This is a genomic window from Parafrankia sp. BMG5.11 (assembly GCF_004337455.1).
This window is the reverse complement of the sequence record NZ_SJXI01000102.1, coordinates 15354-30460: the sequence shown is the minus strand read 5'-3', so window position 1 is coordinate 30460 and position 15107 is coordinate 15354. Positions and strand designations below refer to the sequence as shown.

At 68.9% G+C, this 15107-nt stretch carries 12 protein-coding genes and 2 pseudogenes; 5 read left to right on the top strand and 9 right to left on the bottom strand.

The features are described from left to right. The first annotated feature begins 323 nt into the window (after positions 1 to 323). The 3 genes from E0504_RS44020 to chrA all read left to right on the top strand — a co-directional run bounded on the left by E0504_RS44020 (position 324) and on the right by chrA (position 2761). A complete protein-coding gene (locus E0504_RS44020) occupies positions 324 to 827 on the top strand; it encodes a Chromate resistance protein ChrB (RefSeq protein WP_131627410.1) in 504 nt (167 codons plus the stop codon). Further along, positions 824 to 1255, top strand: a complete 432-nt coding sequence (locus tag E0504_RS44015) for a chromate resistance protein ChrB domain-containing protein (protein WP_131627408.1) — start codon at positions 824 to 826, stop codon at positions 1253 to 1255. The genes E0504_RS44020 and E0504_RS44015 overlap by 4 nt, the downstream gene beginning before the upstream one ends. Before the next feature lie 138 nt (positions 1256 to 1393). Next, positions 1394 to 2761 carry a chromate efflux transporter gene (gene chrA, locus E0504_RS44010; protein WP_373694002.1) on the top strand — a complete coding sequence of 456 codons (1368 nt, stop codon included), beginning with the start codon at positions 1394 to 1396 and terminating at the stop codon, positions 2759 to 2761. A 246-nt stretch (positions 2762 to 3007) separates the two neighbouring features. On the opposite strand, the gene E0504_RS44005 is transcribed toward chrA, so the two are convergent. Together E0504_RS44005 and E0504_RS44000 are read right to left on the bottom strand one after the other, a co-directional pair. Beyond that, positions 3008 to 3349 carry an Lsr2 family protein gene (locus E0504_RS44005; protein ID WP_131627406.1) on the bottom strand — a complete coding sequence of 114 codons (342 nt, stop codon included), beginning with the start codon at positions 3347 to 3349 and terminating at the stop codon, positions 3008 to 3010. Between the two features lie 380 nt (positions 3350 to 3729). Continuing rightward, complete coding sequence (locus tag E0504_RS44000) at positions 3730 to 4263, bottom strand: hypothetical protein (RefSeq protein ID WP_131627404.1); 534 nt, start codon at positions 4261 to 4263, stop codon at positions 3730 to 3732. Between the two features lie 289 nt (positions 4264 to 4552). On the opposite strand from E0504_RS44000, the pseudogene E0504_RS43995 reads away from it, so the two are divergent. Then, positions 4553 to 4906, top strand: a pseudogene (locus E0504_RS43995) (SAM-dependent methyltransferase); the annotation flags it as partial. A 530-nt stretch (positions 4907 to 5436) separates the two neighbouring features. On the opposite strand, the gene E0504_RS54655 reads toward E0504_RS43995, so the two are convergent. From E0504_RS54655 to E0504_RS43985, 3 genes are all read right to left on the bottom strand, one after another. Beyond that, positions 5437 to 6060: an integrase core domain-containing protein gene (locus tag E0504_RS54655; RefSeq protein ID WP_243657905.1), complete on the bottom strand. Its 624-nt coding sequence runs from the start codon at positions 6058 to 6060 to the stop codon at positions 5437 to 5439. Between the two features lie 531 nt (positions 6061 to 6591). Next, positions 6592 to 6774 carry a hypothetical protein gene (locus tag E0504_RS51625; RefSeq protein WP_207974688.1) on the bottom strand — a complete coding sequence of 61 codons (183 nt, stop codon included), beginning with the start codon at positions 6772 to 6774 and terminating at the stop codon, positions 6592 to 6594. 95 nt (positions 6775 to 6869) lie between these two features. After that, positions 6870 to 7406, bottom strand: a complete 537-nt coding sequence (locus tag E0504_RS43985) for an acyl-CoA dehydrogenase family protein (RefSeq protein ID WP_207974687.1) — start codon at positions 7404 to 7406, stop codon at positions 6870 to 6872. Positions 7407 to 7579: 173 nt separating this feature from the next. Between E0504_RS43985 and E0504_RS43980 the strand changes: the two genes are divergently transcribed. Next, positions 7580 to 9619, top strand: coding sequence for an aconitate hydratase (locus E0504_RS43980; RefSeq protein WP_131627416.1), 2040 nt, complete (start codon positions 7580 to 7582; stop codon positions 9617 to 9619). Between the two features lie 248 nt (positions 9620 to 9867). Here E0504_RS43980 and E0504_RS52950 read toward each other — a convergent pair. From E0504_RS52950 to E0504_RS43955, 4 genes and pseudogenes are all read right to left on the bottom strand, one after another. Then, a pseudogene (locus tag E0504_RS52950) lies at positions 9868 to 10963 on the bottom strand (integrase core domain-containing protein). Between the two features lie 212 nt (positions 10964 to 11175). Beyond that, entirely contained in the window at positions 11176 to 13806 is a 2631-nt protein-coding gene (clpB, locus tag E0504_RS43965; protein WP_131627400.1) for an ATP-dependent chaperone ClpB, read from the bottom strand. After that, positions 13797 to 14120, bottom strand: a complete 324-nt coding sequence (locus tag E0504_RS43960; RefSeq protein WP_131627399.1) for a chaperone modulator CbpM — start codon at positions 14118 to 14120, stop codon at positions 13797 to 13799. Before E0504_RS43960 ends, clpB begins: the two co-directional genes overlap by 10 nt. Further along, complete coding sequence (locus E0504_RS43955) at positions 14117 to 15106, bottom strand: DnaJ C-terminal domain-containing protein (protein ID WP_131627397.1); 990 nt, start codon at positions 15104 to 15106, stop codon at positions 14117 to 14119. The genes E0504_RS43960 and E0504_RS43955 overlap by 4 nt, the downstream gene beginning before the upstream one ends. Between the last annotated feature and the right edge of the window lies 1 nt (position 15107).

Below are 15107 nucleotides of genomic sequence, written 5' to 3'. Positions count from 1 at the left end.
CCCTCATCTACCGGGCCAGCTAGCGCACGGCGAACAGCGGCGGTCTGGCTGTCGCGCGCCGCGTGGGTCATAGCCACAGCACCCTTCCGGGGATCACACCCAGCCGGTGGCACACCGCGCTCGGCACCCATCGATCCAGCCGGCCATCAGCGCCGGCTGGACCCGGCGCTCACCCCGAAGGGGCCCCGTCGCACCGCCGACGTTGGAGCGAAGGTGCGCAGCCGCACCTCAGCCGGCTGACTCTGCCGGGCTGGGCTGTGAAGCACCACCCTCTCGACATCACTTATGTAACCGTGGTTACACTTCCTGGTGAGGGGGGTGGGATGCAGACAGAGACACACGCCTGGGCCGGCGAGTCGGGTCGGTGGGTGCTGCTTGCTTATCGGATGCCACGGGAGCCGTCGAGGCCACGGATCGCGGTGTGGCGCAAGCTTGAGCGCCTCGGAGTGGCCCGCCTCGGCGACGGCCTGGTCGCGTTGCCCGCCGATGCCCGCACCCGGGAGCAGCTGGACTGGATTGCCGAAGAGATCAGCGAGAACGGCGGGGTGGCGACGCTGTGGCTGGCCACGCCGGGTTCAGCCGGGCAGGAGCGGGACATCGCGCAGGCGATGCGCGCGGCCCGCGCCGCGGAGTACCAGGCGGTGACCACCGAGGCCGTCGCCGCGGCCAGCGGCGGTGAGGCTGAGCGGACCCGGGTGGTCCGCAGACTGCGGGCCGAGCTGGGTCGGATCGGTCGCCGTGACTTCTTCCCCCCGCACGAACGCGATGCCGCTCGTGCCGCTGTCCAGGCCCTCGCGACCGACCACACCGTGTGGGAGTCGACGTGAAGTGGGCCACCCGCGCCGGGGTGCACATCGACCGGGCGGCGTGCGCGTGGCTGATTCGCCGCCACGTCGACCCCGCGGCCGAGTTCGTGTTCGTCACCGACCCGGCCGACGTGCCGGGGGACGCGACACCGTTCGACATGCGCGGCGTCGAGCTGGGCCATCACGGCGGGGACTGCTCGTTCGAGACGATCCTGCGCCGCCACGACCTGGACGATCCGGTCCTGTGGCGCCTGGCGGAGATCGTGCACGAGGCCGACATCGACGACGAACGCTTCCACGCACCCGAAGCTCCGGGCCTGGACGCCGCACTGCGCGGGCTGTCGATGGTGTGCGACGACGACCGAGTGCTGGAGCTCTCCGGGCCGCTGTTCGACGGCCTCTACGCATACCTGCGCCGTGGCCTGCTGCTTGACCGCCCACCCGGCTGAGTAGCAACCACCCGAACCGGATCCGCTGGCCCCGAAACGCCGGGAGCGACCACGTTGAGCACTGCCGACCCGCATTCGACCATCACCGGCACCGCCACGGCCGTCCCGACCGCGGACCCGCCGCCGGGTAGCGTCCCTCTGGCGCCGACGGCCGGGGACGTGATCCCGTTCAGGCAGGCGGTGCGGGTATGGTTCACGATCTCGCTGCAGACCTTCGGTGGCCCGGCCGGACAGATCGCTGTCATGCAGCGCCACCTGGTCGACGAGCGGCGATGGATCGGGCAACGCCGGTTCCTGCACGCGCTGAACTACTGCATGCTGCTGCCCGGACCTGAGGCCCAGCAGCTCGCGATCTACATCGGCTGGCTCCTCAACGGCGTCCGCGGCGGTCTGGTCGCCGGCACCTTGTTCGTGCTGCCCGGCGTGATCGCGTTGCTGGCGCTGTCCGGCCTCTACGCCGGATATGGCGACACCGTGGTGGTGACCGCGCTGTTCGCCGGCGTGGCGCCAGCGGTGGTGATGATCGTGGCTCAGGCCGTGTGGCGGGTCGGCTCCCGCACCCTGACGAACAAGCCGCTGGTCGGGTTCGCCGTCGCCGCCTTCGTGGCGCTGGCAGTGTTCGGGGTGCCGTTTCCCGTCGTCATCGCCAGCGCCGCGGTGACCGGCTGGGTCCTGCATCGGTGGCGGCCCGGCCTGCTCACCACCCAGGACGGCCACGGCGCGACAAAGAACGGACCCACACCGCTGATCCCCGACGACGCCCTGCACCACGGCCAGCCGAGCCGGCGCCGCGCCGTCACCATCGGCGCGATCGGCCTCGCCGCCTGGTTCATCCCCGTCGCGCTCGTCGCCGCCACCACGGGCGTGGACAGCGTCTACACCCAGCAGGGCCTGTTCTTCTCCGGCACCGCCGTGGTCACCTTCGGGGGCGCCTACGCCGTCCTCGCCTACGTCGCCCAGCGCGCCGTCGAACACTACGGCTGGCTATCGGCCGGCGACATGGTCCGCGGCCTCGCCCTGGCCGAGACCACCCCCGGCCCGCTCATCATGGTGGTGCAATTCGTCGCGTTCCTCGGCGCCTACCACCACCCGGGCACTCTCAATCCCTGGGTCGCCGGAGTCGTGGCCTCACTGTTGACCACCTGGGTGACGTTCGTGCCATGCTTCCTGTTCATCCTGCTCGGCGCACCGTACGTCGAGCGCCTGCGCGGCAACCGCACACTGTCGGTGGCGCTGACCGGCATCACCGCCGCCGTCGTCGGCGTCATCGCCAACCTCGGCCTCTACTTCGCTGTCCACACCCTCTTCACCCACACCCGCATCCTCACCAGCGGGCCGCTGCACCTGCTCCTGCCCGAGGTCACCTCACTCCGGCTGACCCCGCTGATAATCGCCACCATCGCAGGAGCGCTGATCTTCCGGTTGAGATGGCCGGTACTACGGGTCCTCGCCGTCACTGCCAGCCTCGGCCTCATCGCCGGACTCACAGGACTGCCAGGAGCATGACCACGTCGCGTGGGAAAGCGTTCCCACCCGACGCCATCCCCGCGGGGCCATACCGGGTCGGACGACCCCGGTACGGACCGCAGGGGAGTGTCCTGGATAGCCCGAACTCGCCACCGATACCACGGCCCCGGGGGGCTCGGGGACCAGATCTTCATCACCGAACCCCCCCGCGATTTGTCCAGCGAACCAGCAGCGCGTCGGCGTGGCGCCCCCGCGGTGCAACACAACGGTCACCCGGTTTGGTACTCAGTGAGTCTTGTCGAACGCCTCGACGATGGTGGAGGCGATACGGCCCCGGTCGCTGACCGTGTAGCCGTTGCTGCGGGCCCATTCGCGGATGTCGGCGGTGCGGTCGGTTCCTGCGGAGCGCGGCGAGGCGGTGCGCGGGCCGCGTCGTCCGCCGGCGGTACGGCCACCGGAGCGGCGGGCCGCCGTGACGAACGCGGCCAGCGCCTCCCGTAGTTGTGTGGTGTTCGTCTCGGACAGGTCGATCTCGTACTGCGCGCCGTCCAGCCCGAATCGGAGTGTCTCGTCGGCCGTTTCTCCACTGAAGTCATCGATCAGCGAAACGATGGTCTTCTGCGCCATGAGCATTCCCCGTTCATATCTGCGGACCGTGTATCCGCAATGTCTTGCGTACCGTATCGCGTGATCGTCCGGACGGGGCTGTCGCATCCGCCAGAATCGACTCATCACGACCAGAAGCTTCTGCCATGGGCGTCCCACATCCGGCTTATGGGGCACCCTTGGGTGGCTCATGAGAGTAGAAGGGGTCCGATCGCAGGAGGCTCTCACCACGATTGATCGGCATCACCACGTGTCCGCGTCGACCCGGACGAGAATGACATCGGATTCGTGGTTGAGGCCCGGTCATACGAACATGATGAGGCCGTGCCAGGCGGCTGCGCTCAGGTCCTATGCGATCATGAGTATCCGGTCGGTGAGTCCCCAGGTGAGGCGCCTCAGGGTCAGTGGTCGTGCAGGGATATGTAAGGAGCGAGGCGGGCGATCAGCTTCTCGGGGGTTGTTCCCAGGGTTTCGGCGAGGGTGACGAGCAGTGCGGTGGCGATGGTGGTGAGGGTGCGCAGGGTTCGCTGTGGGTTGCTGTGCACAGCGTCGACGATCAGGTCCTGGCGGACCGTGTCCAACGGCGCTGTGGTCGAGGTCGGGGTGGCCATGTCGAGGCGGGCGGTCAGCAGGGCGACGGCCGAGTCGGCGTCGGCGCTGTGGTGGGCGTGGAGGACGGCGATGTTCTGGAGTATCTCGTGCGGCGGTGTGTGGGTGGTCTTGGCGAGTTGGAGGAGGAGGCCGATGGTCAGCCGTTCCACGCTGGTGATCGTCTCGATCGGGGTGTGGGTGCTGGCGTCGCGCAGGAGCGTGGCGAGGTGGTGGCGTGCTGCCTGTAGCGCGGTGGTGTCCGGGCCGCCGTCGTGGCGTACGAGGTGGAGTTGGCCGGTGAGCAGGGCCAACGTGCGCCTTGCCGCCTTCGCAGGATCGGTCACGAAGGCCCATTCTGTGCCCGGCGTGGAGACCGGTCCACTCGCCGCGGGGCGTGTCCGGAGGCCCGGTACTCGGCTTGCGGCAGGCGGTGAGGACCGCTGCGCCTGCCCGCGGGCCGTTAGGTGGGTCAGCGGCAGTGCGTGGACGTCTGGCGGTTCCCGGCGAGCCGCACGCTGTCTGCCGTGGTCTTGCGGGGATGGGGGCGGGCTTCCCGTTAGGGTGATTCCGGATGGTTGCGCCGGAGTGTGGGGGTTGTGCGCGGTGACCGATGCCGGGGCCGGAGCATCCAGCGTGAGGCTGTGGTTCACGCCTGTGACAGAACAGCTCACCCCGGCCGATCTGAAGATCGATGTTCCGCACTCGGCTCGGGTGTACGACTATTTCCTGGGCGGCAAGGACAACTTCTTAGCTGACCGGGAGGCCGCCGAGCAGACGCTGGCGATCTTCCCGGACATGCGGACCGGTGCGCGGGAGAACCGGGCGTTCCTGCACCGCGCGACCCGGAAACTCGTCAGGGAGCTGGGGCTGCGGCAGTTCCTCGACATCGGCACCGGCATCCCGACCTCGCCGAACCTGCACGAGGTCGCGCAGGAGGCCGCCGCGGACGCCCGGATCGTCTACGCCGACAACGATCCGATCGTCCTCGGAGGAATGCTTTCCGCTTGTGATCGCAACAAGGACCGAAGGACCCCGGTCGACTGGCACGTCCGGAGGTCGAGCGCCTCAGTCTCGCTGGCCGAGCATTTTGACGAGGCGGCTGCGGAGAAACTTTTCCGAGTTGAGGAGTTGACCGAAGTCGTCGGCGGTCTGGGGAGCCAGCACCGCGTTGGTCGCCGCGTCGGCGAACAGTTCCTGCTCACGCATTGGTGGCGTCAGCCGTAGTTGCTCGTCGATGCGCACGACCGCGTCGATCCATGCCTGTGCCGCCGCACGCTCCTCCTCGCTGAGCAACGAGCCCGCGCGAACTAGCTGCTCGTGGACTGCACGGATGCCTTCGGCGAGGCGTGGGTTTGCCGAGCGCTCCAGCCGGGCGGAGACCTCCAGCGTAGTTAGCGTCGCGAGCAGTTCGGTCAACGCAGTCGCTCGGTGTTCGCGATATGGCTGTTCATTCGCGACAGCATCCTCACGTTCTCGATGCGTCTGAGAGACGCGCCACTGACGGTAGGCAACGCCGCCTAGAGTCGCAGGGACGATAACACCCGCGATACCCACCAGGGTCTCCCACCACGACATACATTCCCCTGACCGCCGACGCGCGCGAACGCGACCCAACGCGGGACTAGCGTAGTAGATCCGGGAGAGGTGAGCCCGGGTCTCGAACATGTGGGCATGCCTGTGGGGCTCCGAAATTCGGGTTTCGGCCTGTGAGCTGCACTTTTGCAGCTGGCGTGATCGTCCGGGGGTGTCGTCAGGCGGCGTTGCGGTACTCGTTGATCAGCCCGCCGAGGATGCGTGTGTGACGGACGGTGGAACCCGGGGTCGGGGTGATCATGGGTGGCGGGTCGGGCGGGGTGCTGGCTGAGGGAGCGGTGGGGCCGGTGGGTGTTGAAATGCTCGGCGTAGCCGGTGAGGGTCGATGTCAGGTGCCGTTCGGAGACGATCAGCAGCCTGTCGGTGCATTCACGGCGGGCGGTGCCGACCCAGCGTTCCGCGATCGCGTTTGCCTGGGGTGACTGTGGCGGTGTGCGTACCACGTCGATGCCGGCTGCGGTGAAGACGGCGTCGAACGGAGCCGTGAACTTGGTATCGCGGTCACGGATGAGGAACCGGAACCCGTGGGTAGGCTCCTCAAGATCCATCAGCAGGTTCCGTGCCTGCTGAGTGACCCAGGCCGTGGTCGGGTGCTTCGTGACCCCGAGGAGGTGGACATGGCGGGTGGCGTGTTCGACGACTTGGATCCTGCGGTGGCCCCAGGTCGGGTTCTCCCGTGCGAGGCGCAGGACCAGCTCGCGGATCTCCCTCCGGACCGGTGGCCGCCCAGGGGTCTTGCGTGGATGGGTCCATTTTCGTGCGAGGAGTTCCCGGTGCCAGCGCAGCACGGTGGCGGGGGTGACGAAGAGCGAATCCCAGCGGGCTTGGGGCAGCAGCCGGGACAACGCCGTGAGGATCACCCGATCCGCCGGTTCTAGCGTCGGACGGTGGACCTGCCGTCGCAGCACCGCTACCTGGTGCCGTAGGACGAGGAGCTCCACGTCCTTTGCCGTGTCGCCGCGCACGCGGAGCAGCATCAATCCGAGAGCGTTGCGTGTCAGGGCGTAGAGCAGGGACCACACCATGACCATCCAGCCTGCCCGACGTGGGCCCTGTCCGGCAGGCAAACGCGCAGGTCATCAACGCGCGAATCGGGGTTCTGGAGCCCCGCAGGCCAGCATGACGCCGCACGCCTCCCACGCGACGCCTGCCCGGCTGCGGTGCAGGACGTCCGCGGTGTCTCGGAAGCTGTTCGCGCCTTCCAACCGGTTGGTCTCGGGAACCCGGCAGCCATCGAACGCCAGGTCGGCGTTTTGCGTCACCCGCAATGCCACCTTGCCCTCGATCTTGGAGGCGGTGAGCCCGGCGTGTCCTTCTCGACGACGAAGGCATGCACGGCAGATCCCTCCCTTCTCGCTCACACGACGACGACGTCGGCGAACGTGGCGTTGCCGATCCACCGTTTCGCGCCGTCGAGGACCCAGCCGTCACGGTCGCGCCGTGCCACTGTCCGCATCCCGCCCGCGACGTCTGAACCTCCTTCGGGTTCGGTGAGCGCGAACGCGCCGACCAGGTCGAGCCGGCCCATCGCGGGCAGCCACCGTCGGCGTTGTTCGGGCGAGCCGCAACGCGCGATGCTCGCCATCGCCAGACCCGCGTGGGCGCCGTAGAAGGTGGCGAACGACGGATCGACCCGCGCCATCTCCGCCGCGACGAACCCCTTCAACAACGACGAGGCTGTCGGCCCCGGACGGTCCGAGCACACCAGGTTCGCCAGTCCCGTCGCCGCGAGTGGCCCGACGAGGTGGTGCGGAAACTCCGCGTCCACCCAGAAGCCGTCGATCATCGGAGCGACCTCGGTCCGCATGAAGTCCCGGACCCGGCCCAGGATTTCCCGCTCTGCCGGGTCGAGCAGGTCCTGGAACCGGTAGATGTCGCCGTCGTCGTCGTCCATGCCGAGCAACCTGCCCACCGTCGCAGGTGACTACCACCCAAGGCGGAGAACGAGGTTCGGCCGTCGCCACGACCGACTTGCCTGGTCGCCGGATTTGTGTTGTCCGGCCGGCAGCGGGCACGGGACGGACGCGGGTCGAACGGCGGACAGCGAGTGGTAGGGCGGTGGCGACAGTGGGGCGCAGCGTGGCCAGGAAACTGATCGACGAACATCTCGTCACCGGCCGACCGGTCGTCGGCGAAGAGATAACGCTGCGCATCGACCAGACACTCACCCAGGACGCCACCGGCACGCTGGTCATGCTTGAGCTGGAGGCGATGGGTCTGCGACGTGCCCAGACCGAGTGCTCTGTCCAGTACGTCGACCACAACCTGCTGCAGACCGACAACCGCAACCCCGACGACCACCTGTTCCTCCTCTCGGCCGCGCAGCGGTTCGGCCTGTGGTTCTCCCGGCCCGGCAACGGCATCAGCCACCCCGTCCACATGCGGTACTTCGGACGGCCGGGCGCCACGATGGTCGGCAGTGACAGCCACACCTGCGCCGCCGGTTCGCTGGGGATGCTCGCGATCGGCGTCGGCGGGCTCGAGGTGGCGACGGCTGTCGCTGGTCACCCGCTGCCCCTGCGGATGCCCGAGATCTGGGGCGTGCGGCTCGTCGGCGAGCTGCCGGAATGGGTATCGGCGAAAGACGTGATCCTCGAGATGCTCCGCCGGCACGGCGTCAAGGGCGCCATCAACCGCATCGTCGAGTACTACGGTCCGGGCGTGGCCACACTGTCGGCGATGGACCGCCACGTGATCGCCAACATGGGGGCGGAGTTGGGCGCGACCACCAGCGTCTTCCCCTCGGACGACGAGGTACGACGGTTCCTGCGCGGAGCAGGCCGGGAGGAGGCATTCACCGAGCTCGCGGCCGACCCGGACACCTCGTACGACGTCGACGACGAGATCGACCTGTCGACGCTCGAGCCCCTGATCGCCCGGCCCTCGTCACCGGGCAATGTCGTCCCGGTGCGGGAAGTCGTCGGCGAGCCCGTCCACCAGGTCGTCGTCGGGTCGTCGGCGAACCCCGGGCTCCGCGACGTCGCGGTGGTCGCAGCCGCAGTCGCCGGCAGAACCGTGCATCCACAGGTGAGCCTCGACGTGAACCCGACCTCTCCCGAAATCCTGGTCGACCTCGCGAATCTGGACCTGCTCGCACCACTGCTGACCGCCGGCGCACGTCTCCACCAAGCCGGCTGCCTGGGCTGCATCGGCATGGGGCAGGCACCCGCGACCGGCCGCAACAGCCTGCGGACCTTCCCGCGCAACTTCCCGGGCAGGTCAGGAACACCCGACGATCGGGTGTGGCTGTGCTCGCCGGAAACCGCCGTGGCCGCCGCGCTCACCGGTGAGATCACCGACCCCCGCACCCTGCCCGGCCGGCTCGGCGTCGACCACCCGGCGCTGCGTCTGCCCGAATCATCGACCCGGGGTGAGTGGCTGCTGGTCCCGCCCCTGCCCGAGACCGACGCCGCGCGCGTCGAGCTGGTACGCGGGCCGAATATCGCGCCACTGCCGGAGAGCACGCCGCTGGCGGACCGTCTCAGGCTCCCGGTCCTACTCAAAGTCGGTGACGACGTGTCCACCGACGAGATCATGCCGGCCGGCAACCGGGTCCTGCCTTTCCGTAGCAACATCGCCAAGATGGCCGACTTCGCCTTCGCGGACCTCGACCCCGGCTACTCGCGGCGAGCCCGGGAAGCTGGCCACGGCCACGGCCACGGCCACAGCGACGGCAAGAGCGGACGCTGCGACGACGGCCCGAGTGGCGAAGACGAAGGCCCTGCGGGGCACGCGATCGTCGCCGGAAACAACTACGGGCAAGGCAGCTCCCGCGAACACGCCGCGCTCGTCCCGCACTACCTCGGCCTACGGTTGGTCGTCGCCAAGTCTTTCGCCCGCATCCACTGGCAGAACCTGGCGAACTTCGGCGTCCTGGCCGTCGAGTTCGCTGACCACGCCGACTACGACCGCGTCGGCCTCGGTGACGTCGTGGCACTGAACGACGTCGCCGAGGCGCTCCGTACCGGCAGCCTCTGGCTAGACAACGAGACAAAGAATGAGCGATACCAGCTCACTCACCACCTGTCCGCACGCCAGCAGCAGCTGCTCGCCGCCGGCGGGCTGCTCCCGCGGCTAAGCCAGCAAAGGGCCGTCCAGCAGGGATGACACGCCGCCACTCGGGACTCGGCTACCGAAACCCCACGACAGGTCCACGACGAGTGCCCGAAAAGGCAAACCGCCGCATAGTTAATATCTATAACGGCTGTCCGGAATTGATGGGGCACATCAGTCGAGGCCATGAGAGAACCACGGGCGCGGTCAGGATCCGTACGATGGTGCCTGTGGGGCTCCAGAATCCCGATTTGGCCTGTGAGCTGGTCTTTTGCGGTTGACGGGATCTTCCGCGCAAGTGGTCAGGCGGCGTTGCGATATTCGTTGATCATGTCGCCGAGGATGCGTGTGCGACGGACGGTGGAATTCGACGTCGGGGCGAGCACGGGTGGCGAGTCGGGTGGGTGCTGGCCGAGGGAGCGGTGAGGCCGGTGGGTGTTGAAATGCTCCGCGTAGCTGCTGAGGACCGATGTCAGGTGCCGTCCGGAGACGATCAACAGCCTGTCGGTGCATTCCCGGCGGACGGTGCTGACCCAGCGTTCCGCGACCGTGTTCGCCTGCGGGGGTGTGCGTACCACGTCGATGCCGGCCCCGGTGAAGACAGCATCGAAGGAAGCCGTGAATTTCTGTCGCGGTCACGGAGGAGGAACCGGAACCGGTGGCTGCGTTCCTCGAGGTCCATCAGCAGGTTCCGTGCACGTTGGGTGACCCAGGCCGCGGTTGGATGTTCCGTGACCCCGAGTACATGGACACGGCGGGTGGCGTGTTCGACGACGAAGAACACGTAGATCCGTTGTAGGAATACGGTGTCGACGGTGAAGAAATCGTAGGCAGGATGCCGGAGGCCTGGGCGCGTAGGAACGTGTGCCAGGAGGAGTCGGCCCGGCGGGGCGCGGGGTCGACGCCGGCGCGGTGCGGGATCCGCCAGACGGTGGCCACCCCGACCGGGTAGCCCAGCCCGACGAGCTCTCCCTGGATCCGGCGGTGGTCCCAGGTCGGGTTCTCCCGTGCGAGGCGCAGGGCCAGCTCGCGGATCTCCCTGCGGACCGGCGGCCGCCCGGGCGACTTCCGCGGATAGGTCCATTTCCGTGCGAGGAGGTCACGGTGCCAGCGCAACACGGTGGCCGGGGTGACGAAGAAGATGTCCCAGCGGGCCTGGGGTAACAGCCGGGACAGGGCTGCGAGGATCACCCGATCCGCCGGTTCCAGCGTCGGGCGGTTCACCTGCCGTCGTAACACCGCCACCTGGTGTCGCAGGACGAGGAGCTCGACGTCCTTCGCAGCATCCCCGCGGACTCGGAGCAGCATCAGTCCGAGAGTGTTGCGTGTCAGGGCGTAGAGCAGGGACCACACCATGGCCGTCCAGCCTGCCTGACGCAGGCCCCGTCCGGCAGACAAATACGCAGGTCACCGCCCAAATCGGGGTTCTGGAGCCCCACAGGCAACTCGGCGGTGTATGTGAAACTCATGGAGGCGCGGGGTTCCTTCGGAGTTGCTCTTTGGTCGGAACAACTTCCTATCGGAGCCCCGCGCCTTCGTCGTCGTAGCCCCCGGGGACACTCACACCGCGCAATAGTCACTTAACGTCACGGATCGTTGCCGGGAATGGCTCATTGAACCCGTTGCATCGCGGGCACGTCATGCGTGACAGCGAGATGGCCCTCGACCAGGTCGACGGCGACGCGGGAGCCGTCGGTGACGTCGCCGGCGACCAGCGCCCGGCCGATCCGGGTCTCGACCTCGCGTTGGATGAACCGCCGCAGCGGCCTGGCGCCGAAGACCGGGTCGAACCCCTCGCGGGCGATGAACAACCGGGCCGGCTCGGTGATCTCCAGGGTGATCTGGCGGTCCGCGAGCCGCCGGCGCAGGTCCTCCACCAGCAGGTCGACGACCTGTTCGATCTCGGCCAGGGTGAGCGGCTTGAACAGGACGATCTCATCGAGCCGGTTGAGGAACTCGGGGCGGAATCGTTCCCTCAGGTCGGCCATCACCCGGGCCCGCGCCTCGGGTTCGATCTCGCCGTCGGGCGTCACCGCGTCCATCAGCCACTGCGAGCCGATGTTCGACGTCATGATGATCACTGTGTTGGTGAAGCTGACGGTTCGGCCCCGCGCATCGGTCAGCCGGCCGTCGTCCAGGACCTGCAGGAGCGTGTTGAAGACATCGGGATGGGCCTTCTCGATCTCGTCGAAGAGGACCACGGAGTACGGCTTGCGGCGCACCGCCTCGGTGAGCTGCCCGCCCTCCTCGTAGCCGATGTAGCCGGGAGGAGAGCCGATCAGCCGGCTGACCGTGTGGCGCTCCTGGTACTCGCTCATGTCGATGCGGATCATCGCCTCCTCGGAGTCGAACAGCGCCTCGGAGAGTGTGCGCGCGAGCTCGGTCTTCCCGACGCCGGTCGGTCCCAGGAAGATGAACGACCCGACCGGGCGCCGGGGGTCCTTGATACCGGAGCGCGCGCGGATGACGGCGTCCGCCACCAGGCTGACGGCCTCGTCCTGGCCGACCACCCGCTGATGCAGGATGTCGTCGAGGCGCAGCAGCTTCTCGCGCTCGCCCTCGACGAGCCGGGTGACGGGGATGCCGGTCCAGCGGGAGACGATGTCGGCGATCTCCTCCTCGGTAACCAGTTCGCGCAGCAGCGGTTGCCCGTGCTGGCGGCCGGCCAGACGTTCCTCCTCGGCGGCCAGCCGGCGTTCCAGTGCCGGGAGTTGGCCGTGGCGCAGCTCGGCGGCCGTGTTGAGGTCGTAGGCACGCTCGGCTTCGTCCGCGTGCCGGCGGACGTGCTCGATCTCCTCGCGCAGCTCCTGGACCTTGCGGATGGCCTGCCGTTCTGACTCCCACTGTGCGCGCATGGCGTCCGCCTCCGCCCGCAGGTCGGCGAGCTCCTTGCGGAGCTGGTCGAGCCGGGCGACGCTGGCCGGGTCGCTCTCCTTCGCCAGCGCGGCCTCCTCGATCTCCAGCCGGGTGACCTTGCGGGTGATCTCGTCGAGCGCGGTGGGCATCGAGTCGATGTCGGTGCGGAGCATGGCGCATGCCTCGTCGACGAGGTCGATCGCCTTGTCGGGCAGGAACCGGTCGGAGATGTAGCGGTGCGACAGCACCGCCGCCGCGACCAGCGCACCGTCCTGGATCCGCACGCCGTGGAAGATCTCAAACCGCTCGCGCAGTCCGCGCAGGATCGAGATCGTGTCCTCCACCGTCGGTTCGTCGACCAGCACCGGCTGGAAGCGGCGTTCGAACGCGGCGTCGGATTCGATGTGCTTGCGGTACTCCTCGACGGTGGTGGCGCCGATGAGGTGCAGTTCGCCGCGGGCGAGCATCGGCTTGAGCATGTTCCCGGCGTCCATCGACCCCTCGGCCGCGCCGGCGCCCACGACGGTGTGCAGCTCGTCGACGAACAGCAGGATCCGGCCTTCGGCCGCTTTGACCTCGCTCAGAACCGCCTTGAGCCGCTCCTCGAACTCGCCCCGGTACTTGGCTCCGGCGACCAGCGCCGCCAGGTCGAGCTGGAACACCGTCCGGTTGCGTAGTCCCTCAGGCATGTCGCCCCGGTGGATGCGCTGGGCGAGGCCCTCGACGATCGCCGTCTTGCCGACCCCCGGGTCGCCGAGCAGCACCGGGTTGTTCTTCGTCTTGCGGGAGAGGATCTGCACGACCCGGCGGATCTCGGAATCGCGGCCGATGACCGGGTCGAGCCGGTCGTCGCGGGCTTCCGCGACCAGGTCGCGGCCGTACTTCTCCAGCGCCTCGTAGGTGGCCTCGGGGTTCGCCGACGTCACCCGCTGGTTCCCGCGGACCTCGGTCAGCGCGGTGAGCAGCTTCTCCCTGGTGAGGCCGTTATGGGCGAGGATCCGGCCGGCGGCGCTGGACTGTCCCTCGTCGACGAGGGCGAGGAGGAGGTGCTCGACCGACACGTACTCGTCCTTGAGTCGACCGGCCTCCCTGCTGGCGGCGTCCAGCAGGCGGGACAGCCGCTGGGTCACATACACCTCGCCGGGTCGCGCGCCGGGTCCGGACACCTTGGGTCGGCGCCGCAGTTCGTTCTCGACCGCTTCGGCGATGGCGGCCGGATCCCCGCCCGAGGCGATCAGCAGGCGGCGCGCCAGTCCCTCGGGCGGTTCGAGCAGCGCGGCCAGCAGGTGTTCGCCGTCCACCTCGACATGGCCGAGGCGCACCGCTCGTGCCTGCGCGGCGTCAAGAGCCTCGCGGGACTTCTCGGTCAGCTTGTTCATGTCCATGGATGCACCTCGCCTCGGGCGGGTCGGGCACGGAGGAGCCGTTCGAGTTCGTCGATCCGGTCGAGCAGGTCGAGCACGACCCCGGTCGCCGTGTAGGTGATGCCGAGGTCGCGGCGCAGCCGTTCGATACGGCCGGCGCGTGCCACCGCCGTCGCCGCGAGTGTGTAGCGGCCGGCGGGGTCGATCTCCGCGTCGAGGAGACCCAGCGTCACCAGCCGGCGGACGAGTTCGGGATGCAGGTGCGCCGCGACACAGAACGCGTCCAGGTCGAGGCCCTGGGTACGGGCGCTGGCGCGCACGAGCAGCATCGTCATGACCTTTCCCTGGGGTTGAAGGACGAGACCTCGGCGAGCTCGCGGAACAGCTCTGTCTCCCGCGGAGTGGGGTTGGTCGGGACCATGATTCGGGCGTGCGCGTAGAGGTCGCCGGCGCGGTCACCGCGCCTCGAACCACGCGCCGGGCGGGGCAGGCCCCTGCCGCGCAGGCGGAGCTTGCGGCCGGTGGAGGTGCCGGGCGGGACGGTGACGGTCACCTGCTCGCCGTCCGGGGTGGTGATGGCGACCTTCGTGCCGAGCACGCCCTCCCACGGCGCGAGGGGCAGATCGGTGTGCACGTCCCGGCCTTCGACCCGGAATCGGGGGTCGGGCGCGAGGCGAACCACGAGGTAGAGGTCGCCCGGATCCCCGCCGTCCCGGCCGCGCCCGCCCTGGCCCGCGAGCCGCAGCCGCTGCCCGTGGGTCACTCCGGGCGGGATGGTGACCTGGACCTCGCGGGGCCCGGCCGGGCCCGCCAGGGTGACACTGCGTCGACTTCCTCGGTAGGCCTCGGCGAGGGTGACCTCGATCTCGGCTTCCTGGTCGGCGCCGGACACCGGTCCCGCCCGGCCTCGGCCGCGGAAAAATCCGCCGCCCGTACCGCCGAACAGGTCCTCGAAGTCGAAACCCTCGAACCCCTCGAACCGGAAGCCCGGACCGCCACCGGCGCCGGCACGCGCCCCGGCACCCGCGCCTGCGCCCGCGCCCGCGCCCGCCCATTGTTCGGCGCCTTCGGGCATCCGGCGGAAATCCCGGCCGAACCGGTCGTAGCGCGCCCGGGTGTCGGGATCGGAGAGCACGTCATACGCCTCCGACAGGTCCTTGAACCGCTCCTCGGCCCCAGGATCGGAGTTGATGTCGGGGTGGTACTGGCGGGCGAGTTTCCGGTACGCCCGCTGGATCGCGTCGGCGTCGGCGTTCCGGGGGACCCCGAGGATCTCGTAGAAGTCCTCGCTGGCCCGATCCGTGGTCCGGCCGCTGCTCATG

What these genes read in the sequence shown, in the direction of transcription:
- E0504_RS44020 (WP_131627410.1), top strand. Translation starts at nt 324, where the DNA reads ATGCAGACAGAGACACACGCCTGGGCCGGCGAGTCGGGTCGGTGGGTG.
- E0504_RS44005 (WP_131627406.1), bottom strand. Translation starts at nt 3,349, where the DNA reads ATGGCGCAGAAGACCATCGTTTCGCTGATCGATGACTTCAGTGGAGAA.
- E0504_RS54655 (WP_243657905.1), bottom strand. Translation starts at nt 6,060, where the DNA reads ATGGATCTTGAGGAGCCTACCCACGGGTTCCGGTTCCTCATCCGTGAC.
- E0504_RS43985 (WP_207974687.1), bottom strand. Translation starts at nt 7,406, where the DNA reads ATGGACGACGACGACGGCGACATCTACCGGTTCCAGGACCTGCTCGAC.
- clpB (WP_131627400.1), bottom strand. Translation starts at nt 13,806, where the DNA reads ATGGACATGAACAAGCTGACCGAGAAGTCCCGCGAGGCTCTTGACGCC.
- E0504_RS43960 (WP_131627399.1), bottom strand. Translation starts at nt 14,120, where the DNA reads ATGACGATGCTGCTCGTGCGCGCCAGCGCCCGTACCCAGGGCCTCGAC.
- E0504_RS43955 (WP_131627397.1), bottom strand. Translation starts at nt 15,106, where the DNA reads ATGAGCAGCGGCCGGACCACGGATCGGGCCAGCGAGGACTTCTACGAG.